Annotated in this window: 21 protein-coding genes; 11 read left to right on the top strand and 10 right to left on the bottom strand. The window is 72.6% G+C overall.

The window, feature by feature from the left end:
• Positions 1 to 651 precede the first annotated feature (651 nt).
• From ACGFIO_RS02575 to ACGFIO_RS02560, 4 genes are all read right to left on the bottom strand, one after another.
• On the bottom strand, positions 652 to 1,587 hold the full coding sequence (locus ACGFIO_RS02575) for an RNA polymerase subunit sigma-70 (RefSeq protein ID WP_392821047.1): 936 nt from the start codon (positions 1,585 to 1,587) through the stop codon (positions 652 to 654).
• A gap of 294 nt (positions 1,588 to 1,881) precedes the next feature.
• Positions 1,882 to 2,949, bottom strand: a complete 1,068-nt coding sequence (locus ACGFIO_RS02570) for a threonine aldolase family protein (RefSeq protein WP_392821044.1) — start codon at positions 2,947 to 2,949, stop codon at positions 1,882 to 1,884.
• A gap of 12 nt (positions 2,950 to 2,961) precedes the next feature.
• Positions 2,962 to 3,954, bottom strand: coding sequence for a MerR family transcriptional regulator (locus ACGFIO_RS02565; RefSeq protein WP_392822558.1), 993 nt, complete (start codon positions 3,952 to 3,954; stop codon positions 2,962 to 2,964).
• A gap of 46 nt (positions 3,955 to 4,000) precedes the next feature.
• Positions 4,001 to 4,837 carry a LysR family transcriptional regulator ArgP gene (locus ACGFIO_RS02560; protein ID WP_392821041.1) on the bottom strand — a complete coding sequence of 279 codons (837 nt, stop codon included), beginning with the start codon at positions 4,835 to 4,837 and terminating at the stop codon, positions 4,001 to 4,003.
• A gap of 71 nt (positions 4,838 to 4,908) precedes the next feature.
• Here ACGFIO_RS02560 and ACGFIO_RS02555 point away from each other — a divergent pair, with 71 nt between their 5' ends.
• Positions 4,909 to 5,505, top strand: coding sequence for a LysE/ArgO family amino acid transporter (locus ACGFIO_RS02555; protein WP_392821039.1), 597 nt, complete (start codon positions 4,909 to 4,911; stop codon positions 5,503 to 5,505).
• Positions 5,506 to 5,654: 149 nt separating this feature from the next.
• Here ACGFIO_RS02555 and dapD read toward each other — a convergent pair whose 3' ends face one another.
• Positions 5,655 to 6,593 (bottom strand): 2,3,4,5-tetrahydropyridine-2,6-dicarboxylate N-succinyltransferase, encoded by a 939-nt coding sequence (gene dapD / locus ACGFIO_RS02550; RefSeq protein ID WP_392822557.1) that lies wholly within the window; start codon positions 6,591 to 6,593, stop codon positions 5,655 to 5,657.
• A 71-nt stretch (positions 6,594 to 6,664) separates the two neighbouring features.
• Here dapD and dapE point away from each other — a divergent pair, with 71 nt between their 5' ends.
• Positions 6,665 to 7,735 (top strand): succinyl-diaminopimelate desuccinylase, encoded by a 1,071-nt coding sequence (gene dapE / locus ACGFIO_RS02545; protein ID WP_392821036.1) that lies wholly within the window; start codon positions 6,665 to 6,667, stop codon positions 7,733 to 7,735.
• Here the strand turns inward: dapE and ACGFIO_RS02540 are convergent.
• Entirely contained in the window at positions 7,732 to 7,911 is a 180-nt protein-coding gene (locus tag ACGFIO_RS02540; protein ID WP_392821034.1) for a hypothetical protein, read from the bottom strand. The two genes, dapE and ACGFIO_RS02540, sit on opposite strands and share 4 nt — an antisense overlap.
• 130 nt (positions 7,912 to 8,041) lie before the next feature.
• Here ACGFIO_RS02540 and ACGFIO_RS02535 point away from each other — a divergent pair, with 130 nt between their 5' ends.
• The 6 genes from ACGFIO_RS02535 to ACGFIO_RS02510 all read left to right on the top strand — a co-directional run bounded on the left by ACGFIO_RS02535 (position 8,042) and on the right by ACGFIO_RS02510 (position 17,768).
• A complete protein-coding gene (locus ACGFIO_RS02535) occupies positions 8,042 to 8,836 on the top strand; it encodes a TIGR00730 family Rossman fold protein (RefSeq protein WP_392821032.1) in 795 nt (264 codons plus the stop codon).
• Positions 8,837 to 9,388, top strand: a complete 552-nt coding sequence (locus tag ACGFIO_RS02530) for a TIGR00730 family Rossman fold protein (protein ID WP_392821030.1) — start codon at positions 8,837 to 8,839, stop codon at positions 9,386 to 9,388.
• A 28-nt stretch (positions 9,389 to 9,416) separates the two neighbouring features.
• Positions 9,417 to 10,442: a LacI family DNA-binding transcriptional regulator gene (locus ACGFIO_RS02525; RefSeq protein WP_392821028.1), complete on the top strand. Its 1,026-nt coding sequence runs from the start codon at positions 9,417 to 9,419 to the stop codon at positions 10,440 to 10,442.
• 61 nt (positions 10,443 to 10,503) lie between these two features.
• Entirely contained in the window at positions 10,504 to 10,764 is a 261-nt protein-coding gene (locus ACGFIO_RS02520) for a hypothetical protein (RefSeq protein ID WP_392821025.1), read from the top strand.
• A gap of 87 nt (positions 10,765 to 10,851) precedes the next feature.
• The gene (locus ACGFIO_RS02515) at positions 10,852 to 14,397 is read left to right on the top strand and encodes an ATP-dependent helicase (RefSeq protein WP_392822554.1); all 3,546 of its coding nucleotides are present in this window, start codon (positions 10,852 to 10,854) and stop codon (positions 14,395 to 14,397) included.
• On the top strand, positions 14,394 to 17,768 hold the full coding sequence (locus ACGFIO_RS02510) for an ATP-dependent helicase (protein WP_392821023.1): 3,375 nt from the start codon (positions 14,394 to 14,396) through the stop codon (positions 17,766 to 17,768). The genes ACGFIO_RS02515 and ACGFIO_RS02510 overlap by 4 nt, the downstream gene beginning before the upstream one ends.
• Here ACGFIO_RS02510 and ACGFIO_RS02505 read toward each other — a convergent pair.
• Entirely contained in the window at positions 17,739 to 18,131 is a 393-nt protein-coding gene (locus ACGFIO_RS02505; protein WP_392821021.1) for a pilus assembly protein CpaE, read from the bottom strand. The two genes, ACGFIO_RS02510 and ACGFIO_RS02505, sit on opposite strands and share 30 nt — an antisense overlap.
• Before the next feature lie 220 nt (positions 18,132 to 18,351).
• On the opposite strand from ACGFIO_RS02505, the gene ACGFIO_RS02500 reads away from it, so the two are divergent.
• Both ACGFIO_RS02500 and ACGFIO_RS02495 read left to right on the top strand, forming a co-directional pair.
• Positions 18,352 to 18,555, top strand: coding sequence for a cold-shock protein (locus ACGFIO_RS02500; protein WP_364314386.1), 204 nt, complete (start codon positions 18,352 to 18,354; stop codon positions 18,553 to 18,555).
• Positions 18,556 to 18,814: 259 nt separating this feature from the next.
• Entirely contained in the window at positions 18,815 to 19,705 is an 891-nt protein-coding gene (locus tag ACGFIO_RS02495; protein ID WP_392821019.1) for a hypothetical protein, read from the top strand.
• Here ACGFIO_RS02495 and ACGFIO_RS02490 read toward each other — a convergent pair.
• Positions 19,702 to 20,298 carry a TetR/AcrR family transcriptional regulator gene (locus ACGFIO_RS02490; RefSeq protein ID WP_392821017.1) on the bottom strand — a complete coding sequence of 199 codons (597 nt, stop codon included), beginning with the start codon at positions 20,296 to 20,298 and terminating at the stop codon, positions 19,702 to 19,704. The two genes, ACGFIO_RS02495 and ACGFIO_RS02490, sit on opposite strands and share 4 nt — an antisense overlap.
• Positions 20,299 to 20,364: 66 nt before the next feature.
• On the opposite strand from ACGFIO_RS02490, the gene ACGFIO_RS02485 reads away from it, so the two are divergent.
• Entirely contained in the window at positions 20,365 to 21,951 is a 1,587-nt protein-coding gene (locus ACGFIO_RS02485; protein ID WP_392821015.1) for a GMC family oxidoreductase, read from the top strand.
• Here the strand turns inward: ACGFIO_RS02485 and ACGFIO_RS02480 are convergent.
• Together ACGFIO_RS02480 and ACGFIO_RS02475 are read right to left on the bottom strand one after the other, a co-directional pair.
• Positions 21,948 to 22,310 (bottom strand): hypothetical protein, encoded by a 363-nt coding sequence (locus ACGFIO_RS02480; protein WP_392821013.1) that lies wholly within the window; start codon positions 22,308 to 22,310, stop codon positions 21,948 to 21,950. The two genes, ACGFIO_RS02485 and ACGFIO_RS02480, sit on opposite strands and share 4 nt — an antisense overlap.
• Before the next feature lie 5 nt (positions 22,311 to 22,315).
• Complete coding sequence (locus tag ACGFIO_RS02475) at positions 22,316 to 24,439, bottom strand: hypothetical protein (RefSeq protein WP_392821011.1); 2,124 nt, start codon at positions 24,437 to 24,439, stop codon at positions 22,316 to 22,318.
• Positions 24,440 to 24,458: the final 19 nt, after the last annotated feature.

Genomic DNA, 24,458 nt, shown 5'->3' with positions numbered 1-24,458 from the left:
CTCCTGACCAGCGTCGCTCCTGACCAGCGTCGCTCCTGACCAGCGTCGCTCCTGACCAGCGTCGCTCCTGACCAGCGTCGCTCCTGACCAGCGTCGCTCCTGACCAGCGTCGCCTTTGAGGAGCGTCGCCCTGACCTGCGCCGCCACGCCATCCACGACCGCCGCCGTTGCCTCCGCGAGCGTTGCCGCCGCCTCGTCCGCGGGCGGTGCCGCTGCATTCACGAGTGGTGCCGCCACCTGTCCGCGAGCGCTGCCGCCGTTTCTCGGCGCGGTGCGGGCGAGACGCCACCGCCACTTCATCGAGAAGGCGACGCCGTCGCTCGTGGACAGGCAGCGGTCGGGCTCGCGGATGAGGCGACAACGCCTCTGAAGGGCGGCACGCCGCGACCAGGGAACGACCCGAACTGGCGGCCGCGCCGCGGCTCGAGGCGTGAGTGGCGGCGGCGGCCATGCGGTGGGTGGCGGCCATGCGGTGGCTGGGCGGCTGTGCGGTGGGTGGGCGGCTGTGCGGTGGGTGGCGGCCATGCGGTGGGTGGGCGGCCGCGCGGTGGGCGGGCGGCCGAGCGGTGGGCGGGCGGCCGAGCGGTGGGCGGGCGGCCGAGCGGTGGGTGGCGGCCATGCGGTGGGCGGCGGCTGTGCGGTGGGTGGCTGCTACGGGGTGGGTGGTGGCGGCCAGGTGCCTCGGGTGGGCAGGCCGAAGGTGGCCGGGTCGGCGTCCAGGAAGGAGACGACCTCGACGATGTGCGAGCCGGCGAACCGGAGGACGTCTAGCGAGATCCAGTCCCATGCGCCGTCCTGCCACCAGTAGGTGCCGTGGGCGAGCTGGCCGTTCGCCTGGGCCGGCTGGAAACGCCAGTGGTTGTTCAGAGGCTCCGACAGCAGCCAGGCCCGGATGGCGGCGGTGCCGCGGTACCACTGTGGCAGCGGCGGCATCGAGTATGTCGCGTCCTCGGCGAGCAGCGCGACGATGGCGTCGACGTCGCCGGCTTCCCACGCGGCCGCGTACCGGTCGGCGAGGTCTTTGATTGTGGCATCGCTGGCCGGGCGCAGCGGCGGGTTGTGCGACGCGACCACCTTGCGGGCGCGTTGCAGGCCGCTGTTGACGGCGGCGACGGTGGTGCCGAGCTGGCCGGCGACCTCGGCCGCGGAAAATTCGAGCACGTCCCGCAGCACGAGCACGGCCCGCTGGGTCGGCGACAGGTGCTGCGCCGCGACGAAGGCCAGCTCGACGCCCTCACGCTGCTCGGCGGTCGCGGCCGGATCAAGAGCGGCCGAGGGGTACGGGGTGAGCCACGCGACCTCGGCCAACGGTGCGCCCGGGCTGAGGTCGGCCGGCAGCTCCCGCCGGGCCCGCTTGTCCAGCATGGTCAGGCACCGATTGGTGGCAATCCGGTAGAGCCACGGCCGCATCGACCCCCGCCCGTCAAAGCTGTCGAGGCTCCGCCAGGCCCGCACCATCGACTCCTGCAGCGCATCTTCCGCATCGTGCACCGACCCGAGCATCCGATAACAGTGCGCGAGCAACTCCCCTCGATAAGCGGCCAGAACCTGCTCAAACTCCACGTCACCAGCGTAGATCCGCTCCATCCCGATCAAGCCGCCGAGGCGAGGCCGAGCCCATGACCGCACCGCGCAACCAAGCCGCGCCGTGCCGTCACCGAGCCGCGCCCACACCGAGAAAGCGCCGTCATCGAGCCGTCCGGGGACTGGCTGCGCCGTCACCGAGCCGTGCGGCGACCGGGCCGCGCCGTCATCAAGCCGTGCGGCGACCGGGCCGCGCCGTCATCGAGCCGTGCGGCGACCGGGCAGCGCCCACACCGAGCCGCGCCGCGAGAAGCCGTGAGGAAGCCGCAGCGCGACAAAGCCGCGACGCCCCGCCGTCTAGGCGCCCGACAACCAGGCCAGCGTCTCGGCGATGAAGGACGGCTTGTGGCGCAGGGTGGCGCTGCCGACCGAGAGCTCCGTGCGGGCCACCGCGGGGTCGCCTGTCGGCTCGACCCGCGGCCACACCCAGAAACGCTGCTCGTCGGCCAGCTGTTTGGCCCGGGCGGCGTACGACTCGACCGTGGTGTGCAGCAGCAGGTGCATCATCGGCGTCTGGGGCGGGTCGGGCACAACCCGGACGGTGGGCACGTCGGCCAGGGCCGCCGCGATCGCCCGGGCGTGCTCCATGCGGGCGGGCATCTCGGCCAGCGCGGCGGGCAGCAGGGTGAGGGCGGAGGCGGCGGCCGGCCACAGACCGTACAGCGTGCCGCCGAGCCGGTGCCGCCACTCGCGCACCTCGGCGATGTCCTGTTCACTGCCGGCCAGGCTGCACCCGGCCAGCGCCCCGACACCCTTGTAGAACGACACGTACACGGTGTCGAACAGCGCCGCGATCTCGGCCGGGGAGCGGCCGTACCCGGTGGTCGCCTCCCACAGCCGGGCACCGTCCAGGTGAGCCGCGGCGCCGCGATCACGGGCCCACGCCGTCTGGGCGACCAACTCGTCCCACGGCGGCAGCTGCCCGCCCAGGTCGCGCTGCGGCAGCTCGATCACCAGCGCCGCCACCGGCTCGGCCACCCCGGCCAGGTCGGCCTTCGTGAGCAGCCGGTCGCGGGTGCCGGTGGGCCGGGCGACCAGTTGGTGGAGCCGGGCGTACGCGCCGTTCTCATGCTCCTGGATGTGGCAGTACGGGTGCCAGACCACTGTCCGCGTGGTGCGCCGGTCGGCGTGCACGCGCAGCATCGCCGGCTGGGCCATCGTGCCGCTGGGCAGGAAGACCGCGGCCGGTTTGCCGAGCACCTCGGCGATGTGGTGTTCGAGGTCGGCGACCGCGCCACCGTCGCCGTAGACGTCCTCGACCGCGTCCGGCGGAATGGACCTCAGTAGGTCAGCGGGGCGCTGCAGGCCGTTGCCGTGAAAGGAGTCGATGCAGTTGGCGCGTCGCTGCCTGATCTCGTCATCCACCGCAACAGTCTGTCAGTGTCGTACCGGCATCAATAGCGAGAACTGATCACGTTCCAGGTCGTGCACGGCCAGCGGGCCGATCGGGCCGTCGAGCTCCAGCACCAGCTGCCCGGAGTCGCCCACGTCGAGCGCCTGGAGCAGAAAGTCACGATTCACCGCCACGTGCCGCCCCACATCGGCCGCCCACTCCTCCTCGGACGCCATCCGCACCCCATCGTCGACATTGAGGATCACCAGGGGGTACGTCGACCCCTCGTGCTCACGCCAGACCAGTGGCTGCGCCTCGACCGCCGCTCGCAAGCCGGCCACGTCGACGACGACCCGCGGACCTTCCGGCTCGCGGACCAGCCGCCGGAAGTCGGGGAACTCGCCCTCGATCGGCGTGACCTCGGCGCCCTCGATAGTCACCCGGCCGGGCGTCAGGGTCAGCCGGGTGACGTCGCCGCACAACGCCTCGGGTGGCAGCACCACCCGGACCGGCGGCCCCTCGACGGCGGCGATCGTTGACGCCACGGCCAGGCGGAACCGGTCGGTCGCGACCATGGTCAGCACGTTTTCGCCGGTTTCGAGGAGGACGCCGCCGAGGATGGCGGGGTCGGAGCCGACGGCGAACCGGACGGCCGACAGGGTGGCGGCGAACGAGGCGGCGGACAGCGTGACGGTGGTCATCGGAACCTCCAGCTCCAGCCGGGTGCGGGCGCGGGCGAGCTCACGGCGGGCATCGGCCAGCCCGACCTCGAGCCGGTGCAGATGCCGGTCGATCAGCACGCCGACGGCGGTCGGGTCGGGAAGCGCGCTGACCGCGGCGATGATCTCGGCGATCGGCATGCCGACCCGGCGCAGGCTGGCCACCAGCCGCGCCGCGCGCACCTGATCGTCGGCATAGCGCCGGTAGCCGGTGACCGGGTCGACCTCGGCCGGCACCAGCACCCCGGCCCGGTCGTAGAACCGCAGGGCACTGGCGGTCAGGCCGCTGGCCCGGGCCATCTCGCCGATCGCACGCATGTCGCTCTCCACGTCGGTAACGCTGCCCCTTGAACCAGGTCGAGGGTCAAGCCCGCAAGGCGGCTGAAGCCTCCGTCTTCACCGCCCGGGTCAGCTCGGCCAGGACGTCGGACTCTATCCGCCAGCACTGCCAGTACAACGGCACGTCCAGATGCCGCCCGGGTGTGAGTTCGACCAACCGACCGGCGGCCAGGTCCTGAACCGCGATCTGTTCCGGAACCAAGGCCCAGCCCAGCCCCAACCGGACCGCGTCCACGAACGAGGCCGCCGCCGGCACGTAGTGCACCGGCGGGTCGACGGACGGGCCCATGAACCGGTGCTGCAGCTCGTCCTTGCGGTTGAGCAGGATCACCGGCGTGGTCGCGAAGTCCTGGAAGTTCAGCGACGGCGCGGCCACCGCCAGGTATCGCATCGCGCCCAGAGGTTCGACCCGGCAGCCCTGGACCGCCACGTGCTGGGCGGTCACCCCGGCCATCACGGTGCCGGCCCGCAGCAGGTCGGCGGTGTACTCCTGGTCGTCCTGGTGCAGGTCGAAGATCAGGTGGGGCAGGCGGGTCAGCGCGGGCAGGAACCAGGTGTGCAGGGAGTCGGCGTTGACGACGACCGAGACGCGTACGCGTGAGCCGGTCAGCCCGCCCCGCGCGGCCGCGAGCGCCTCTCGTTCCAGTAGGGACACCTGCCCGGCGAAGCGGACCAGCGCCCGCCCGGCCTCGGTCGGCTCGCACGGCTTGGCCCGCCGCACCAGCACCTGGCCGACGTCCTGCTCCAGCGCCTTGATCCGCTGGCTGACAGCGGACGGCGTGACGTGCAGGGATCGCGCGGCGGCGTCGAAGCTGCCCGCCTCGATCACCGCCTGGAAGGTCGCCAGCTGAAGGGCATCCACTTAAGCGATGCTAATCGACCATCAGAATCTGTAGCTGGCCTTAACACAGCCCGTCCCCGCAGGATGACAGCATGCTCAGCTCCGCCCTGGCCGGGTTCGCCGCCGCTGTCGCCCTGATCGTCGCCATCGGGGCGCAGAACGCCTTCGTGCTACGCCAGGGTCTGCGCCGGGAACACGTGCTCCCCGTGGTCCTGACCTGCGCTCTTTCCGACCTGGTGCTGATCCTGGCCGGCATCGGTGGGCTCGGCGCCCTGATCACGGCCCACCCGGCGGTGGTGACCGTCGCGCGCTGGGCCGGGGCGATCTTCCTTTTCGCGTACGCCGTCCTCGCGGCCCGCAGGGCGATCCGGCCGACCGGGATGACGCCGGCCGATCAAGCCCCCGCCACCCTGCGGGCGACGCTGCTGACCTGCCTCGCCTTCACCTACCTGAACCCGCACGTCTATCTCGACACGGTGCTGCTGCTCGGGTCGATCGCGCAGCAGCACACCTACCGCTGGGTGTTCGGCGCCGGCGCGGCCGCGGCCAGCCTGGTCTGGTTCGCCGCCCTCGGCGCCGGCGCCCGCAAGCTCGCCCCGGTGCTCGCCCGCCCGGCCGCCTGGCGCGTGCTGGACGGGCTGATCGCCGCCGGGATGGTCGTGATCGCGCTGTCGCTAGTGCGCATCTGACCAATCACCCAGGGCTGCGGCGTGGCCCAGAGCGTGCCTGACGGCACCCGCGACACACCCGCATACAACACCGGTATGAGGGCGCGTCGCGGCGACGCCGGGCACGCTCTGGACCTCGCCTCGCACCTGGATGGTCCGTCAGATGCGCCCTAGTCGTTCGAGTGCAGGGCTGAGTTGAGCTCGATGCCGGTGCCCTTGCGCGGGCGGGCCTCCAGCGCGCCGCTCACCGAGTTGCGCCAGAACAGCAGGTTGTCGACCCCGGCCAGCTCGCGCGCCTTGACCACGCGGCCGTCGGGCAGGGTGATCTTCGAGCCGGGCGTGATGTAGGTCCCGGCCTCGACCACGCAGTCGTCGCCCAGCGAGATGCCCACGCCGGCGTTCGCCCCGAGCAGGCTGCGCTCGCCGATCACCAGCTTGTCCTTGCCGCCGCCGGAGAGCGTGCCCAGGATCGAGCTGCCGCCGCCGATGTCGGAGCCGTCGCCGACCACCACGCCCTGCACGATCCGGCCCTCGACCATCGAGGCGCCCAGCGTGCCGGCGTTGAAGTTGACGAAGCCCTCGTGCATGACCGTGGTGCCACTGGACAGGTGGGCGCCGAGCCGGACCCGGTCGGCGTCGGCGATCCGGACGCCCGACGGCACGACGTAGTCGGTCATCCGCGGGAACTTGTCCACCCCGAACACGGTCAGGTGTCGCCCGGCCGCGCGCTCGATCAGCCGCAGCTCGTCGACCCGCGCCGGCGGGCACGGCCCGGCCGAGGTCCAGGCGACGTTGGCCAGGTGGGCGAAGATGCCGTCGAGGTTCAGCTCGTTGGGCCGCACCAGGCGGTGCGACAGCAGGTGCAGGCGCAGGTACGCGTCGGAGGCGTCCTTGATCGGGTCGGCCAGCGAGCCGATCACCACGTGCACGGCCACGGCCGACAACCCGGACAGCGGGCGTGGACCGATGGGACCGATCGGCGGCGCGGCCTCGGCGTCGGTCGGCGGCTCGCCCAGACCCAGCGATCCGGCCGGGAACCAGGTGTCCAGCACCTGCCCCTCGGCGGTCACGGTGGCCAGGCCGGCGCCCCAGGCGGGCGCGGTCGAGATCTCGGGAGTCACGAAGCGACCCTACCGGTCATCGCGAGAGCGGTTCACCCACGGCCGGTATCGTGCGGCCTATGGCCAACCCGCTTACCCAGGACGTCCTGGCCGATCCGGTCGCGTTGACCCGCGCCCTGGTCGACCTCCAGTCCGTGTCCCGCGACGAGAAGGAGATCGCGGACTGTGTCGAGGAGGTGCTCCGGCCGGTTCCGCATCTGAGCGTGGACCGCCTCGGCAACACGGTGATGGCGCGTACCGACCTGGGACGTGAACAGCGAGTGGTGCTCGCCGGTCACCTCGACACGGTGCCGATCAACAACAATTTTCCGTCGACCGTCCAGGACGATCTGATCTTCGGTTGCGGCACCGCCGACATGAAGTCCGGTGTCGCGCTGGCCCTGCACCTGGCGGCCACGCTGCCCGATCCGCGCTACGACCTGACCTTCCTCTTCTACGAGGCGGAGGAGATCGACTCGCGGTACAACGGGCTGCGTCTGGTCGCCGAGGCCCGGCCGGAATGGTTGATGGCCGACTTCGCGGTGCTGCTCGAGCCCACCTACGGTGTCGTCGAGGCTGGCTGCCAGGGCACGCTGCGGGCGATGGTCCGCACCACGGGCCGGCGGGCGCACACCGCGCGGGCCTGGCGGGGGGTCAACGCGATCCACGCGATGGGCGAGCTGCTGCAGCGCCTCACCGATTACCGTCCGCGCACGGTGACGATCGATGGGTGTACGTACCGTGAAGGCCTCAACGCGGTCCGGATCGCCGGCGGTGTGGCCGGCAACGTCGTCCCCGACGCCTGCGAGGTCGAGGTCAACCTGCGGTTCGCGCCGGACCGCAGCGAGAAGCAGGCGCTGGAACACGTGCACGAGGTGTTCGAGGGCTTCGACATCGAGCTCACCGACTCGGCGCCCGGGGCGATGCCCGGGCTGACCGCCGCACCGGCCCGGGAATTCCTGACCGCGGTCGGCGAGCAGCCCGAGGCCAAGCTGGGCTGGACCGACGTGGCCCGGTTCGCCGCGCTGGGCATCCCGGCGCTCAACTACGGACCGGGCGACCCGCTGCTGGCCCACGCACCGGACGAGCACGTCGAGATCGGCAAGATCCGCGACGGCGCCGCCACCCTGCATCGGTGGCTGGCCGACTAGCCGGCCGGCAGGCTCACGCGACCGATCGCCCGCGGCCGGATCTCGATCGTGGCCTCGCTGTCCAGCGAATGCTCCCGCGGCGGCACGGCCATGGCCATCCGGCGTTCTTCCACCACCAGCCGGATGCGCCGCTGCATGCGGCGCTGTTCCTTGAGGCGCTCGTATCGCGTCGTCACGGTGGCTCCCCTGCCTGCCGTGGGTTTCAGTTTCCCCAATCTGGCAAAAAGGCCTTCCCGCCGCAATCCTCTTACCGAAACCCGTCCACTTATTCACCGGGTCATGCATCCCGGCACTACCGTTGTGGTCATGACTGACAGCACCAATGGGCGACCCCGAACGACACCGGAGCGTCATCGCGGCGCGGTCACCCTGCGGCGCGATTCGATTCCGCCGAGCACCGCCGACGAGAAACTGCTCGACTCGCACCACCGCCGCGAATGGAAGACCAAGGACGCCTGGCGGGCCCTACGCATCCTCTCCGAGTTCGTCGAGGGCTTCGACACCCTGGCCGACCTGCCGCACGCGGTCAGCGTGTTCGGCTCGGCCCGCAGCAAGCCGGACAGTCCCGAGTGCGAGATGGCCGCCGACCTGGGCGCGGCGCTGGCCGAGGCCGGGTACGCGGTGATCACCGGCGGCGGGCCGGGCGTGATGGAGGCGGCCAACCGCGGCGCCACCGAGGCCGGCGGCATGTCGGTCGGGCTGGGCATCGAGCTCCCGTTCGAGCAGGGCCTCAACGACTGGGTCGACGTCGGGATCGACTTCCGCTATTTCTTCGTACGCAAGACCATGTTCGTCAAGTACGCGCAGGCTTTCGTCGTGCTGCCCGGCGGCTTCGGCACCCTCGACGAACTGTTCGAGGCGATCACCCTGGTGCAGACCCGCAAGGTGACCCGGTTCCCGGTGATCCTGATGGGCTCGGCGTACTGGGGTGGACTGCTCGACTGGGTGAAGCGCACGGTGCTCGACGACGGCAAGATCAGCCCGGCCGACCTGGACCTGATCCAGATCACCGACGACGTGGAGGAAGCGGTGCAGATCATCGTGGACGCCGCCCCGATCTCCTCGTCCAACTCCGAGGTGGCCGCGGACGGCGAGGCTTAAGTGGCGAAGATCTGCGTGTTCTGCGCCTCCTCGACCCGCATCGATCAGCGCTGGCTCGACCTGGCCACCGAGACCGGCAAAGAGCTGGCCGCGCGCGGCCACACGCTGGTCTCCGGCGGTGGCAAGGTCGGCATGATGGGCACGGTCGCGGCCGGCGCCCGGGCCGGTGGCGCGCATACCCTCGGGATCATGCCGCAGGTCCTGGTCGACTGGGAGGTCGCCGACCAGGACTCGGACGAGCTGATCGTCACCGACGCCATGTCCGCCCGCAAGGACCTGATGATCGACGGCTCGGACGCCTTCCTCACCCTGCCCGGCGGGCTCGGCACGCTGGACGAGTTGTTCGAGGTGTGGACCACCGGCAGCCTGGCCCTGCACGCCAAGCCGATGGTCGTGCTCGACCCGGACGGCTTCTACACCGGGCTGTTCGCCTGGCTGGCCGAGCTGACCGAGCAGTCCTTCATCCGGCGCGAGGCGTTGGCCATGGTCACCGTGGCCGGTTCGATCCCGGCCGCCCTGGACGCGATCGAAACCGCACTGGGCACGAATTAAATCGCCCGTACGTGGAACACTGCGTCGCATGCCGCCCCAACGGCCGACCCTGCTCCAGGTCGCGCAGCGAGCCGGTGTCTCCCGCAGCACGGCCTCGTTCGTCCTGGCCGGACGCCACGTGGACATGCGGATCTCGGAGGACGCCCGGCAGCGGGTGCTGCGCGCCGCGCGGGAGCTGGACTACCGGCCCAACCTGATGGCGCGCAGCCTGCGGACCAAGGTCACCCGAACGATCGCGCTGGTCTCGGACACGATCGCGTCCGACCCGTACGCCGGCCGGGCGATCCAGGGCAGCCTCGCCGCCGCCGTCGCCCACGGGCATCTGCTCTTCATCGGCGAGACCGAGGGCGACCCGGTGGTCGAGGAGAAGCTGATCTCGGACCTGCTCGATCGTCAGGTCGACGCCTTCGTGTACGCCAGCATGTTCACCCGCTACGTACGCCTACCCAAACTGCTCCGAGGCCGCAAGGTCGCCCTGCTCAACTGCATGACCCGGGCCGGCCGCCCGGCCCAGCCCGCGATCATCCCGGACGAGGTGGCGGCCGGCTGGAACGCGGCCCAGGTGATCCTCGAGGCCGGCCACCGCGACGGCATCCACCTGGTCGGGCGCCCGGCTGAGCACGTCTTCGCGGGGCGGGAGCGGGCCGCCGGCATCCGCGAGGGTCTGGCCCAGGGGCGGGCCCGGCCGGCCGGGACGATCGAGTGCGACTGGTGGCCGGAGCCGGCGTACGAGGCGGTGCGGGCCGCACTGGCCGGCGGGCTGCGGCCGCGCGCCCTGATCTGCCTCAACGACCGGATCGCGATGGGCACCTATCAGGCGCTCGGGGAGGCCGGAGTCACCGTCCCGGATGACGTCTCGGTGCTCTCTTTCGATGACTCCGACCTGGCCGCGTGGCTCCGGCCTCAGCTGACCAGCATCGCGCTGCCGCACTATCAAATGGGCTGGCGGGCGGTGGAACTGCTGCTCAACCCCGATGCCGAGCCGGGCGTGGTGCGGGTGCCCATGCCCGTACGCAATCGTGCATCGGTCGGAAAGCCGTTCGAGCCGACCTGACGGACGAGGGACGCCCCCGGACCCGCGGCACTACGGTCCACTGTGATTCGGAGGTGCTCGCGTGACCCGGAAACGTCTGTTGCTCATCGGGGCCGTCCTGGTCGCGGCCGGGATCGGCGCTCCCACCACGGCGTACGCGCTGATGTCGCGGCCGGCCGGCGCGCACCCGGCGCCGGCGCCGCGGGAGAGAACGCCCCCACCGATCCGGAAGCCGGTCTTCCCGCCGCCGCAGGCCGGCACGACCGTGCCCGGCCCGGCCGACACTCCTCACCCGCCACCGCCGCTGACCGATGCCGGCGACGAGGAACCACCCGGCCGGTGAGCAGGGCTGTCGTACGCGCGTGGTCTCATTGACGCCGTGAACCTCCAGGCGACTTCTCCGGCGGCCCGCCGCCCGGCGTTTCGTCTGGTGCGGCGCCCACCCGACGCGCTGCCGGAGCGGCGGCCCGATCCGCTGCAGGAGTACGCGGCCGCCCACACCGACGGCCCGTTGCTCGTCGTCGGCGGCCCCGGCACCGGCAAGACGACGACGCTGGTCGAGGCGGTCGCCGCGCGTATCGCCGAGGGCGTCGATCCGGAACGCGTTCTGGTGCTCACATTCGGCCGCCGCGGGGCCCAGGCGCTGCGCGACCGGATCGAGGCGCGGATCGCCCGCGACGACCGCCGGATCGTGCACGAGCCGCTGGTCAGGACCTTTCACGCGTACGCCTTCGGCCTGCTCCGCCGGGCCGCCGCCGACCGTGGCGAACCCTCCCCCCGCCTGCTCACCGGGCCCGAACAAGATTTGATCATCCGCGAGCTGCTGGCCGTCGTGGGCGACCGGCCCGACCCGTACGGCTGGCCCGACGGCCTCCGCCCGGCCCTGCCCACCCGGGCCTTCGCCCAGCAGCTGCGCGACCTGATGCAGCGCGCCGCCGAGCGTGGCGTCGGCCCGGTCGAGCTGGCCCGCCTGGGCGAACGCCTGGGCCGCGACGACTGGCCGGCCGCGGCCCGCTTCCTCCGCGAGTACGTCGCCGTGCTGGCCCTGCGCGACGCCACCACCCGGGGCTCGACCGCCTACGACCCGGCCGAGCTGGTCCGGGCGGCCACGGGCCTGCTCACCGACGAGCCCGCCCTGCTCGACGCCGAACGCCGCCGCCTCTCCTGTGTCTACGTCGACGAGCTGGCCGACACCGATCCGGCCCAGATCGAGCTGCTGTCCCTGGTCGCCGGCGGTGGCACGCCCCTGGTCGCCTTCGCCGACCCCGACTCGTCCGTGTACGGCTTCCGCGGCGCCGACCCGTCAGTGGTGGGCGCCTTCCCGCAAAAGTTCCGCACCGCCTCCGGCGCGGTCGCCGAGACTCTCGTCCTGCACACCAGTTACCGAGCCACCACCCCGCTCCTCACGGCCACCGCCAACGTCACCACCCACATGCGCGGCCCTCAGCGCAACCGCCACCTGCACGCCCCGGACCCCGCCACCGCGCCGGCCAACCCCAGCGCCCAGCCGGACCCGAGCGCGTCGCCCGGCGAGAAGGTGTCGCCCGGCGGGAGCGTGTCGCTCGGCGGGAGCGCGGCGGCCGAGGTGCGGACTTTTCGGACACCGAGCAGTGAGGCCGGCTACCTCGCGCACGTGCTGCGTGAGGCCCATCTGATCCACGGGGTGCCCTGGTCACGGATGGCCGTCCTGATGCGATCGACCTCGCTGCAACTGGCCTCGCTGCAGCGCGGGCTGACCGCCTCCGGGGTGCCGACCGTCACCCACGCCGAGGATCTGCCGCTGCACCTGCAGCCGGCGGTCGCTCCGTTCCTGCTGTTGCTGCGATGCGCGCTCGACCCGGGCCTGCTCACCGAGGAGACCGCGGTCGCGCTGCTGCACTCGCCGCTGGGCGGGGCCGATCCGCTGGCCGAGCGGCGGCTGCGACAGGGCCTGCGCGCGCTGGCGCTGGCGGCGGGGGACAAGCGGCCGTCCGGCGAGCTGCTCGTCGACGCGGTCCGTGACCCGGCCGGGCTGGACATGGTGGAACGACGCTGGGCCGGTCCCGCCCAGCGGGTGTCGCGGCTGCTCGAGGTGGCACGCTCGGCTGCGGGCGAGACGGGGGCGTCGGCCGAGCAGGTGTTGTGGACGGTCTGGCGGGCCAGCGGGCTGTCCGATCGGTGGTACGGCCTCAGCACGCGCACCACCACTGTCGATTCGGCGGTCGACGGTGGCCGGGCCCGGCAGTGGCGCGCCGAGGCGGCCGACCGGGACCTGGACGCGATGGTCGTGCTCTTCGACGCGGCCGCCCGGTTCGTCGACCGGCTGCCGGGGGCCCGGACCGAGGTCTTCCTCGACCACGTGCTCGGGCAAGATCTGCCGGCCGACTCGATCGCGCCCAGCGCCGACCGGGGCGAGGCGGTGCGGCTGCTCACCGCCCACGCCGCCAAGGGCCTGGAGTGGGACGTCGTGGTGCTGGCCGGCGTGCAGGAGGGGATCTGGCCCGATCTGCGCCTGCGCGGCAGCCTGCTCGGTTCGGAGCGGCTGGTCGACGTGCTGGCGGGCCGGGACGCCTCGGGCGCGGCGGCGATCGTCGGCCAGACGTCGGCGCTGCTCGACGAGGAGCGGCGGCTGTTCTACGTGGCCGCGACCCGGGCCCGCCGCAAGCTGGTGGTGACCGCGGTGGCCTCGGCCGCCGTGGGCAACGCGGACGGCGAGGAGCAGCCGTCCCGCTTCCTCACCGAGCTCGCCGGCCACGACGGTGACGCCCCACCCCCGGCCGACCCGGCCGACCCGGCCGACCCCGGCCCACCCGAGCCCCCGGACCCCGACGGCCCGGCCCCGACCGATCCCGACGGCCCGGCCCCGACCGATCCCGACGGCCCGGCCCCGACCGATCCCGACGGCCCGGCCCCCGCCGACGGCTCAGACCCGAGAGAGCCGAAAGAGCCGGAGCCGGAAGAGCCGGAAGATGAGGCCGAGCCGGACGTGGAACCCGAAAGGGAGCGCGGCGGGGGGCAGGCACCCCGGGCGTTGACCTTGCCCGCGCTGGTGGCTGAGCTGCGTACCGTCGTGGTCGCCAAGGACCAGACGCCCACCCGCCGGCGCGCCGCGGCCGCGGAACTCGCCCGGCTCGCGCGGGCCGGCGTCCCGGGAGCGCATCCGGACGAGTGGTGGGGGCTCAAGGGTCTCTCCGACGACCGTCCGCTGGCCGAGCCGGGTGAGCCGGTCAAGGTGACTCCGTCCTCGATGGAGTCGGCGCTGCGCTGCAGCCTGCGCTGGCTGCTGGAACGGCACGGCGGCGCGGCGCCGCCGGGTCCGGCTCAGGGCGTCGGCAACCTGGTGCACGCGGCCGCGATGCTGGCCGAGGACGCCAACGCCGACCGGGAGCGGCTGGTCGAGTACGTGTCGGCGCGGTTCGACGCGATCGAGCTGGCGGCGCGCTGGCTGGCCGGGCCGGAGCAGGAACGGGCCCAGGCCATGGTCGACAAGCTGCTGCGCTGGCTGGCCCGGAACCCGCGGCGGCTGCTGGCCATCGAACACGAGTTCACCGTACGGCTGGACGATCCGGAGCGGCCGATTCAGCTGACCGGGCGGGTGGACCGGCTCGAGGTGGACGAGGAGGGCCGCCTCGTGGTGATCGACCTCAAGACCGGGAAGTCGACCGCGGTGACCGCCTCCGACGTGTCCGAGCACGCCCAGCTGGCCGGCTATCAGGCGGCGGTGGACGCGGGCGCCTTCGAGGGACTGCACGACAACAACGAGAGTGGTGGCGCCGCGCTCGTCCAGCTCGGGCCGGGCAAAGACGCCCGCGAGCAGATGCAGCTCCCGCTGGCCGACGCCGACGATCCGGAGTGGGCGTACGCGATGGTCCGCCGTACGGCCGACACCATGGCCGCCGCGACCTTCTCGGCGGTGGCCAACAGCCGCTGCCGGATCTGCCCGGTCCAGACCAGCTGTCCGGTGTCCAGCAAGGGACGACAGGTCGTCGAACCGTGACCCAACCGTCCCTGTTCACCGCAGCGCCGCCCCGCCCGCGCCGGCAGGCCGACGCCGGGCCGCGGTACACCCCGGTGGAGCTGGCCCGTCTGCTGCGGCTGCATCCGCCGACGCCGGAGCAGACGGCGATCATCGCGGCCCCGGTGGAGCCGATCCTGGTGGTCGCCGGCGCGGGGTCGGGCAAGACCGAGACGATGGCGTCGCGGGTGGTCTGGCTGGTGGCCAACGGGTACGCCCACCCGGACCAAATTCTGGGCCTGACGTTCACCCGGAAGGCGGCGGGCGAGCTCGCCCATCGCGTCCGGACGAGGCTGGGCCAGCTGGTGCGGCGGCTGGGCCGGGACGACGCGCTGGCCGGCGAGGCGACCGTGGCCACCTACCACTCGTACGCCGCCCGGGTGGTGACCGAGCACGGCCTGCGGGCGGGCTTCGAGCCGTCGGCCCGGCTGCTGACCGAGGCGGCCCGCTGGCAGATCGTGGATTCGCTGGTCCGCTCGTACACGGGAGAGATGACCGGCCTGAACCGCGCGCCGGGCACGGTGACCGACGACGTGCTGGCGCTGGCCGGCGAGATGGCCGAGCACCTGGTGTCGCCGGACGACCTGGCCGCGTGGACCGGCCGGTTCACCGCCGAGGTGCAGTCGTTGCCGGGCCGGGTCTACTCCGACGTCACCGACATGCTTCAGCGGCAGCGCAACCGGCTCACTCTGCTGCCCCTGGTTCGCCGCTACGACCAGCGCAAACTCGATCTGGAGGCGATGGATTTCGGCGACCAGATGGCCCGGGCGGCGCGGGTGGCCCGAGACCATCCGGAGGTCGGCGAGATCGAACGCGGCCGGTTCAAGGTGGTGCTGCTGGACGAGTACCAGGACACCAGCCACGCCCAGGTGGTGATGTTGAACGCGCTGTTCGGCGGCGGCCACGCGGTGACCGCGGTCGGTGACCCGTGCCAGTCCATCTACGGCTGGCGCGGCGCCTCGGCCGGCACGCTCGACCGCTTTCCCAGCGAATTCGCCCGGAAGGACGGCCGGGACGCCGAGGTGCTGACGCTGAGCCGGTCGTGGCGGAACCGGCCGGAGATCCTGGACGTGGCCAACGCGCTGTCCGAGCCGTTGCGCGCGGCCGGCGCCCGGGTGGCCGAGCTGGTGCCGGCGCAGCGGACGGCGGAGCACGTCGGCGGCCGGACGGTGGCGTGTGCGCTGCTGCCGACGTTCGTGGACGAGGCCGAGTGGATCGCCGATTCGATGCTGACGGCGTGGCGGATCGCCGCCGGCCTGCGGGACGCGCCGGCGGCCGAGATCCCGGTCGAGAAGCGGCCGACCAGTGCGGTGCTGGTGCGGGTACGCAGCCAGATCCCGGTGCTGGAGGAGGCGCTGCGGGCGCGCGGTCTGCCGGTCGAGGTGGTCGGTCTGGGCGGTCTGCTCGACACCCCCGAGGTACGCGACGTCGTGTGCACGCTGCGGGTCCTGGCCGACCCGGCCGACGGCGCGTCGCTGCTCCGCCTGCTGACCGGGGCCCGGTGGCGGATCGGCCCGCGTGACCTGGTCGCGCTGCACCGCCGGGCTCGTGCTCTGGCCGCCGCCCGGGCCCAGGCCACCCGGACGGAAGACGACGAGATCGTCGGCGACCGGCTCGACGACGCCACCCTGGTCGAGGCGATGGCCGATCCGGGGGCGCCGCAGCAGTACTCGGCCGAGGGCTATGCCCGGCTGCGTTCGTACGCCAAAGAAATGGCCGACCTGCGCAAGCGCCTCGACCAGCCGTTGCCCGACCTGATCGCCGACATCGAACGCACCATCGGCCTCGACGTCGAGGTGGCGGTCCGGGGCTGGCAGGCGGGCGACGCCGGGCTGGCCCGCGGCCACCTGGACGCGCTGGGCAATGTGGCCGCCCGCTACGCCGGCGACACCGACGGCGGCACGCTGGCCGGTTTCCTGGCCTTCCTGGCCGCGGCCGAGGAGGAGGAACGCGGCCTGGAACCGGGCCAGGTCGACGTGGTCGAGGGCGCTGTGCAGATCCTCACCGCGCACGCCGCCAAGGGCCTGGAGTGGGACGTGGTCGCGGTGGCCGGCCTGGCCAAGGGCGTGTGGCCGGGTCTGGTCCGCAGGTCCGACCACTACCTGATGGGCGTCGGCGTGCTGCCGTTCCCGCTGCGCGGTGACGCCGGTGGGCTGCCGCGGCTGGACCTGTCCGAGGCGGTCGACCAGCGGGGTGCGGCGACCGCGCTGGGCACGTTCGCCACCGATTGGCGTGAGCACGACGAGCGGGAGGAGCGGCGGCTGGCCTACGTGGCGGTGACCCGGCCGCGCCGGCTGCTGCTGTGTTCGGGCTACTGGTGGGGCGACGGCGTGAAGAAGCCGCGCGGGCCATCGGTGTTCCTGGCCGAGATCCTTCAGCGATGCCGGGCCGGCGCCGGGGTGGTGGACGTGTGGACGCCGGAGCCGGCGCCGGACGCGACCAACCCGAGCGCCGAGCTGGTGGCGTCGGCGGATTGGCCGGCCGACCCGCTGGGCCTGCGCCGCCCGGCCATGCAGGCGGCGGCCGAGCTGATCCGCCGCATGATCACCAATCCGGAGTCGGACGCGGCCACCGCCTTCGCCGAGCTGGCCGAGGCCGACCCGTCGATCGCCGAGCGCGCGGGCCTGGCTGCCGACCTGGCCGGCGTGCCCGAGACCAGCGACGACACGGTCGAACGCTGGCGTACCGAGGCCACCATGCTGCTGGCCGAGCAGGCCGAACGGGCCCGCAGCGACGGTCCGAGGCCGGTGGCCGTGCCCGCGCACCTGTCCGTGTCCCAGCTCGTGGTGCTGCGCCGCGACCCGGAGCAGCTGGCCCGGTCGCTACGCCGCCCGCTCCCGTCCCGCCCGGCGCCGTACGCCCGCCGTGGCACCGCCTTCCACGCCTGGCTGGAGCAGCGGTTCGGTTCGGCCCGCCTGATCGACCTGGACGGGTTGCCGGGCGCGGCCGACGATGACGCGGCCGGGGACGACCAGCTGGCCGCCCTGCAGCAGGCGTTCCTGGCCGGCGAGTGGGCGAACCGCTCCCCGATCGAGGTGGAGGTGCCGTTCGCCACCACGATCGCCGGGGTGGTGATCCGGGGGCGGATGGACGCGGTGTTCGCCGACCCGGGCGGCCGCTTCGACGTGATCGACTGGAAGACCGGCCGGCGCCCGGGACCGGCCGAGGCCGCCGCGGCGGCGGTGCAGCTGTCGGCGTACCGGATCGCCTGGGCCTCCCTGGCCGGCGTGCCGGTGACCCATGTGCGGGCCGGCTTCCACTACGTCGCCGAGGGGGCCACGGTCCGGCCGGCCGACCTGTTGGAGGCGGCCGAGCTGGCGGCGCTACTCGAAGACCTCCCCGAGGAGGGCTAGCAGCGCCGCCGCGTACGCCTCCTCGGTCGTGGGCGCGGCGAAGACCGCGGTGGTCTCGACCGAATATCCGTCGTCGGTACGGTGAAGGCTCCGGAACGTCCCGCCCAACAGTTCGCGCAACTGGTCCTCGCGCGGAAGCCAGAGGGTCTCCTCGATCTCCACATCGTCCAGCGCCCACTCGGTGGTGCCGTTGAAGCCGATCACCCGCCCCTCGGGCACCTGGTACACCTCGATCGTCATGTTGCTCAGCACGAACACCTCGTCGTCGAGGTCCCGATCGGGGATCGTGAAGCGGTCGCCGGGCGCCGGTTTCCATGTCAGTCCAGCGTCCTTGAGCTGCTGTGCCATCTGTACGCCGATCACTTGGCGGCCCCTCTCACCGTGCTACGCTCGCCCCGTTGTCAGTTTGGTTCCCAAGTACTCAGGAGCGCCTGTGGGGGATTCTGCCCCAGGCGCTCTTTGTCGTAACCCGGGTCTTCCGGTGCGGGCGATCAGTACGACAGCACGAGACCCACGAAGTGTGGGTCTTACTACCTCGTTTCCGTCGAAGTGACGGGAGCGATCGACCGTGGAGGACACGATCATGGTTACTGGCGTTGTGAAGTGGTTCAATGCGGACAAGGGCTACGGGTTCATCACCCCCGAGGACGGCGGCGCTGACGTGTTCGCCCACTTCTCGGCGATCCAGAGCAACGGCTACCGCAGCCTGGACGAGAACCAGCGGGTCGAGTTCGAGGTGACCCAGGGTCAGAAGGGCCCGCAGGCCGCCAACATCCGTCCGCTCTGATCTTCGCCTGAGCGAACGAAACACCAGGTCGGCGCCGTCTCCCCAAGTGGGGGCACGGCGCCGCTTGCATTAGTTCGCACACGGAGGCAACCAACCGGCCGTCTGTGGCGTCTTAAGGGTATGCAGACCGCCCGCCGCGAGTTCACCTTTGTGCTTGGTGTTGCCCTCTCGGGCGTGACACTGGTGATGCTGGTGGCATTCGCCCCCTGGTACAGCCTGGTGCTGAGCTGACCGACCGGCGTGGTGTTCACTGGAGAGCGTGAGTGACGGCTCGACACCCATCGGTTCCTGGCCACGTCCGGGCGGTTCATGGGCTTCGGGTACGGTCACCGCACCCCCGCCCCCGCCCGATCTGCCCCCGCCGCCCGCCCCGCCCGGCCCGGGTGGCGGCGGCCCGGCCCGGCGCAAGCGGCAGATGCTCATCTTCGGTGGCGTGGCCGGCGCGATCCTGGCCGTCGGCCTGACCATCATCCTGATCATGGCGTTCTCCGGCCGCTCCGACCCGTTCGGCCGGGGCCAGGCGGAGGCGCCGACCGACGTACGCCCGCCGCTGGCCCAGATGTGCCCGGCCCCGACGGTCCCACCGAGCGACCCGGCCGCCCCCGGCCCCAGCACGGCTCCCTCAGCTCCCGGCGGCCCGCGGACCGTGGACGAGGAGTCCGGCATCTCGTACAAGGCGTACGGCGCGCCCTGGCTCCCCTGGAACACGGTATGGAAGGCCGGCACGCTGGAGGTGCCGTACAAGGTCGGCCAGCACTTCGTCACCGAGGAGTACTCGGCCGGGCAGTACCACGCGTCGATCCTGTCGGCGGCGGTCCCGGCCGCGGACAACGACGCGGTGACGCTCAACCTGGAGTGCGTGGGCCGGCAGGTGGCGGCCGACGTCCGGGCCGAGTATTACCCCCAGCCCAACACGATGGACCCGCTGCGCGACGAGTTGACGACGCTGGGCGGCCGCCCGGCCTACGTCGCCGAGTTCCGCCTGCATTTCTCGGCGGCCGGTCTGCGGGCCAAGGACGAGCTCTCCGCGGTCGCGGTGATCGACGTGGGCAAGCCGACGGCGGCCGTGCTGTACGTGTCCATCCCGGGCACGCACAAGCAGTTCGACTACGTCATCGACGAGGTGCTCAAGTCGGTGCGGCCCCTTTAGGCGCTGTCCAAGGCGGCCAGCCCGGCGGCGACGGCGGCGGCGAAGAGGCGCAGGTCGCGTGGCTCGAGGCTCTGCCGGCGTACCACCACCCGCCAGTACAGAGAGCTGAGCGTGAGGTCCAGCGCCGCCTCGCGGTCGAGGCTGGGCGGGAGTTCGCCGCCGGCGATGGCGCGGTCGAGGACGTCGGTTATGCGGCTGCGGTACGGATCGCCGACCGTCTCGGCGATGCGCTGGGACAACTCCGGGCTGCGGCGGGCCTCCGAGGCCAGGTCGGCCATGATGGCCGGGATCCGCGGTGCCGACAGCAGCGCCGCGAAGGACGTCATCAGGCTGTGCAGGTCGTCGCCGAGGTTGCCGGTGACGGTCGCGTCGGGCGGGACGAAGACGTCTCCGATGAGGTCGCCGACGAGAGCGACCTTGGATGACCACCGGCGGTAGATCGCCGCTTTGCCGACGCCGGCACGCCGCGCCACGGCGTCCATGGACAGTCGTGCGTACCCGTTCGCGGCCAGTTCTTCCAGCGCGGCTTCGCGAATGGCGCTCGTGACCCTGGGCCGGTGCAGCGCGCCTCCGGTCGGCGGGCGGGCGGTCACCAGGGCAGCCTATCCGAGTCAAATGGAACGGTGCAGTTCCGTTCCGTCTTGGTTAGGGTGTCGAACATGATCAATACGGAGACGTACGACGTCATCGTCGTCGGAGCGGGGAGCGCCGGCTGCGTCCTCGCCGCGCGCCTGAGCGAGGATCCGAGCCGGCGGGTAGCCCTGATCGAGGCCGGCGAGGAGAGCATCCCCGAGGAAGTGCGTATCCCGGCCTACGGCGGGATCCTGCCGATGGGCGACCGGGCCTGGCCGTCGACGACCACCGCCCAGACGGCCGCCGGCGGGCGCACGGTGCCGCTGGTGACCGGTGTCGGGCTGGGCGGCGGCAGCAGCATCAACAGCCTGGGCTGGCTGCAGGCCCACCCGTCCGACTACGACGCGTGGGCGGCGGCCGGAGCGGACGGCTGGGCCGCCGACGCCGTCGTTCCGCTGTTCCGGCGCATCGAGGACCACGAGGCCGGCGCCTCGGCCACGCACGGTGCCGGCGGACCCATGGCGATCTCCGGGCCGCGGCACCTGCATCCGCTGGCGCCGGCCTTCGTGCGGGCCGGCATCGAGCAAGGTTGGCCGCTGAGCCACGACCTGAACGGCAGCCGGCGGACCGGCATCTCGCTCGTCCCCAGCAACGTGCGCGACGGCCGCCGGCACAGCGTCGTCGACGGCTACCTGAACCCGGCCCGGAACCGGCCGAACCTGACGGTGCTCGCGACCACCCGGGTGACGCGACTGATCCTCGACGGCGAGCGGGCGGTTGGCGTACGCGTGCTCGGCCGGGACGGCGGCACGACCGAGCTCTCGGCCCGGCACGGTGTCGTCGTGACGGCCGGGGCACTCCGTACCCCGCAGTTGCTCATGCTTTCCGGCCTGGGACCCGCCGCTCACCTGGCCGAACACGGCATAGCCGCGATCCGCGACCTGCCCGCCGTGGGATCACATCTGCAGGATCATCCCGCCGTGGCGCTGCCGTTCATGCTGAAGACTCCCGGCGTCCCGTACCCGGACGCCCAGGCCGACTACGACCTGCTGCGCCGCGGCCCGCTGTCGACCCTCGGGCAGGTGGTCGCGCTGGTCCCGGCGGGCGAGCACACCACGCTCCCGGAACTCATCTACGGCCTCGCCCTGCTGGGGCCGGAGGCAGGCCTGCCCGCCTTCGAGGGGCCCAGCGGTGCGTGGATCATCGGGCTGGTCGATCCGCACAGCCGGGGCCACGTCCGGCTCGCCTCGGCCGACCCCGGTGACGACGTCGTCGTCGACCCGCGTTACCTGGCCGAGGACACCGACCGCGAACGGTTGCGGGAAGGCGTTCGCGCGGGCTACCGGACGCTGCGCTCGAAGGCACTGCGCGACCTGGTCGACGCCCTGATCCCCGAGCCCGACGGGAACCGTGCCCTGGACGAGTTCATCGACGCGACCCTGGGCACGTATTACCACCCGGTCGGGACGGCCCGGATGGGATCCGACCCCGCATCCTCCGCCGTCGACGCGCGCCTGCACGTCCATGGCGTCGACGGGCTGTGGGTCGCCGACGCGTCGGTCATGCCCCGGATCACCCGTACGCTCCCGCAGGCGACGATCGTCGCCGTCGCCGAGCGCGCCGCGGAGCTCATCTCCGCCGAAGCCCCGGCTGGACCGCGAAACACGGCCTAACCGAGGAACGCCCCGGCGGCCTCGTGCAGTGCCTTCACGGTGGTCGGGTCGGCGCTCGACTCGCGCAGCGCGCGAGCCGGCACCAGGCCCGACGCATCCATCTCACGCAGCCAGGCCGCGGCTAGAGCGGTGCGGTTGACGGTGTGGAAGACGGTGATCAACTCGACCGCGGCGGCCACCCGCCGGGCGGCGGTGTCGCTGCTCAGCACCGGACCGGCCGCCCACGACCGGAACTCGCCGATCGTGTTGGCACCGGCCAGGTAGGCGGTCAGGTCCTCGCCGAGCACGTCGTCGCACACCTCGACCTGCGCCGAGACCTCGCTCGCGACCGAGACAGGGCGTAACGCGGTAGCGGTCATGACGTCTACGTTATCTCTCCGAGACTATCGGGGCGAGCGCCCAGATAGAGGTCGTTGACGCGGTCGGCGAGCACGTCCAGGGCCGGCTTGCCCAACTCGATCGCCGCCACGAAGGCGGCCCACGAGTCCAGCGGGAAGTCGTCCACCCGGGGCATGGTGGCCGAGGTCAGATAGACCGGCAGCAGCATCGCGTTGTGGAACAGCCACGGCACGTAGCTGCCGTCCGAGTCCCAGCCGTGCAACTCCCGCGTGCGGTAGAGGTGTTCGCGCAGCTCCTCGCGGGTGGACCAGCTGAGCATGTGCGCGTCGTGCTTCAGATTCTTGATGTACGGGTTGTAGAGGTGCCCCGGCCCCAACCCGAACGTCTGCCGCCACGACGCCCACAGCAGCGCCTCGTCCCGGCCGCCGAGCGTCAGCACGTCCCCGGTCTGGCTCTCCAACAGCATGCTGTTCAGGTACGGCCACAGGGTCAGCGGGATCAGCAGCCGGCTGGCGTCGGTCCGCAGCATCGCCTGCACGATCGGCCACGCGTTGGCCTCCAGCGCGTCCCAGTCGGCCAGATGCGGCACCGCCTTCACCGCGGCCAGCATGCTGTACAGCGACGGGTTGCGGTCGCTGTAGAAGATGCGCCGGGCCACACCCCACGGGTCGGTCGGGCGAAGCAGAGACTCCGGCGAGGGCGTACGCGGCAGCCGCTGGCTCTGCTCGACGAACTCGCCCAGGCTGACGAAGCGCACCCGGGAACCGCGCCCGCTCCGCCCGGTCTCGCCGGCGTCGATCCACCGCTGCAGGTCGGCCCGGAAGCTGTCGGCCGTGTCCGGGGTGCGGGTGCCCACGTCGTCGAGCACCATCCGCACCTCGACGCCGAGCTGGGCCAGCGCCCCGGCCACGAACGCCTGCACCATGTGGATGACCGAGGCGCGCGGGCGGAGCCGGACCGGCCACAGCACCCGGGCCGGGCGCCGGGTGCCCTGCTGCTGGTTGACCCAGCCGAACCGGCGCTCCAGTTGCAGCAGCAGCCCGGGCACGTCGGACGGCGGGGCCGAGTCGGGCTGGGTGACCAGCTCGCGTTCCCACTTGTGGTGGCGGATCATGTGCCGTCGCCCGGTCTCCCGGGCCGGCACGATCACCCCGGCCCGGTCGGCCAGGGCCGGGAAGAGCCGATCGGTGTCGACGCCGGGGAAGCATTCGACGTCCGTACCGGTCAGGGCCCGGAGCCGCTCGCTCACCCGCAGCGCCTGGTCGGGGTCGGCGTCGAGCAGGCCCCACAGCACCCGGATCCGGCGGCGCCGGGCCACCAGCGCGATCGCCGAGGACAGCGTGCCGGCCCAGTCGGTGGTGCCGAGCACGCACACGGTGTCGCCGCGGATCAGCGCCGCGGTGCCGTCGACCAGGTCGGTGGCGGCCGTGATGCGGGCCGGGTCGTGCAGCAGCCGGGGCCCGCGTACGTGCAGCGTCGGCCGCCAGAAGCCGTGCACGTGGAAGACCCGGATCGCGCCGTCGGCACCGGCCGAGGCGCCGAACCCGCCGCCGAGGTCGAGGGGCAGGCTCACGGCCAGGCCGCCGGCGTGCCGGACGGCGATCTCGACCAGCGGGTCGAAGTTGGTGGTGATGATCCGGTTGTCGAAGGCCACCGCGGTCTGTGCCAGCAGGTGCCCGAGCGCCTCCACGCCGCGCGGCAGCTGCCAGCCGTAGCGCTCGTTCTCCAGCGTCTCGCCGACGCCACGCTCGACCCGCTGCCCGAGGCCGCGGGTGGCCAGCGGCGACTCCATCGGGTCCTCGGGCGCGTACGCCTTGAGCACGGCCTGCTGCGCGATCACGTCGAAGGCGCCGGCCGAGACCCAGTCCGAGAAGACCCGGCGGTACGCGCGGTAGATGTCGATCGGCGGCGCCGAACCGAGTCGGGCCCGGGCCTGGGCCAGCGCCCGTTGCAGCGCGCCCTCGTCGTTGCGGCCGGCGGCGTACTGGTCGGCGATCTCGAGCAGGCCCGGCACCCGGGGCACCACGCTGGCCGACATGCCCGAGCCGACGATCAGCGTGATCTGCTCCGAGCCGGACAGGCTGGCCGACAGCCGCGCCAGCAGCAGCGACTCGCCCGTACTCAGCTCGTCGTCGTTGAGGTCCGTCACCGGCCCGCCCTCGATGTCG

It is taken from the genome of Actinoplanes sp. NPDC049265, assembly GCF_043197135.1.
Taxonomy (GTDB): domain Bacteria; phylum Actinomycetota; class Actinomycetes; order Mycobacteriales; family Micromonosporaceae; genus Actinoplanes.
The sequence above is the reverse complement of the archived record's forward strand: the minus strand, read 5'-3'. Positions and strand labels throughout refer to the sequence as shown.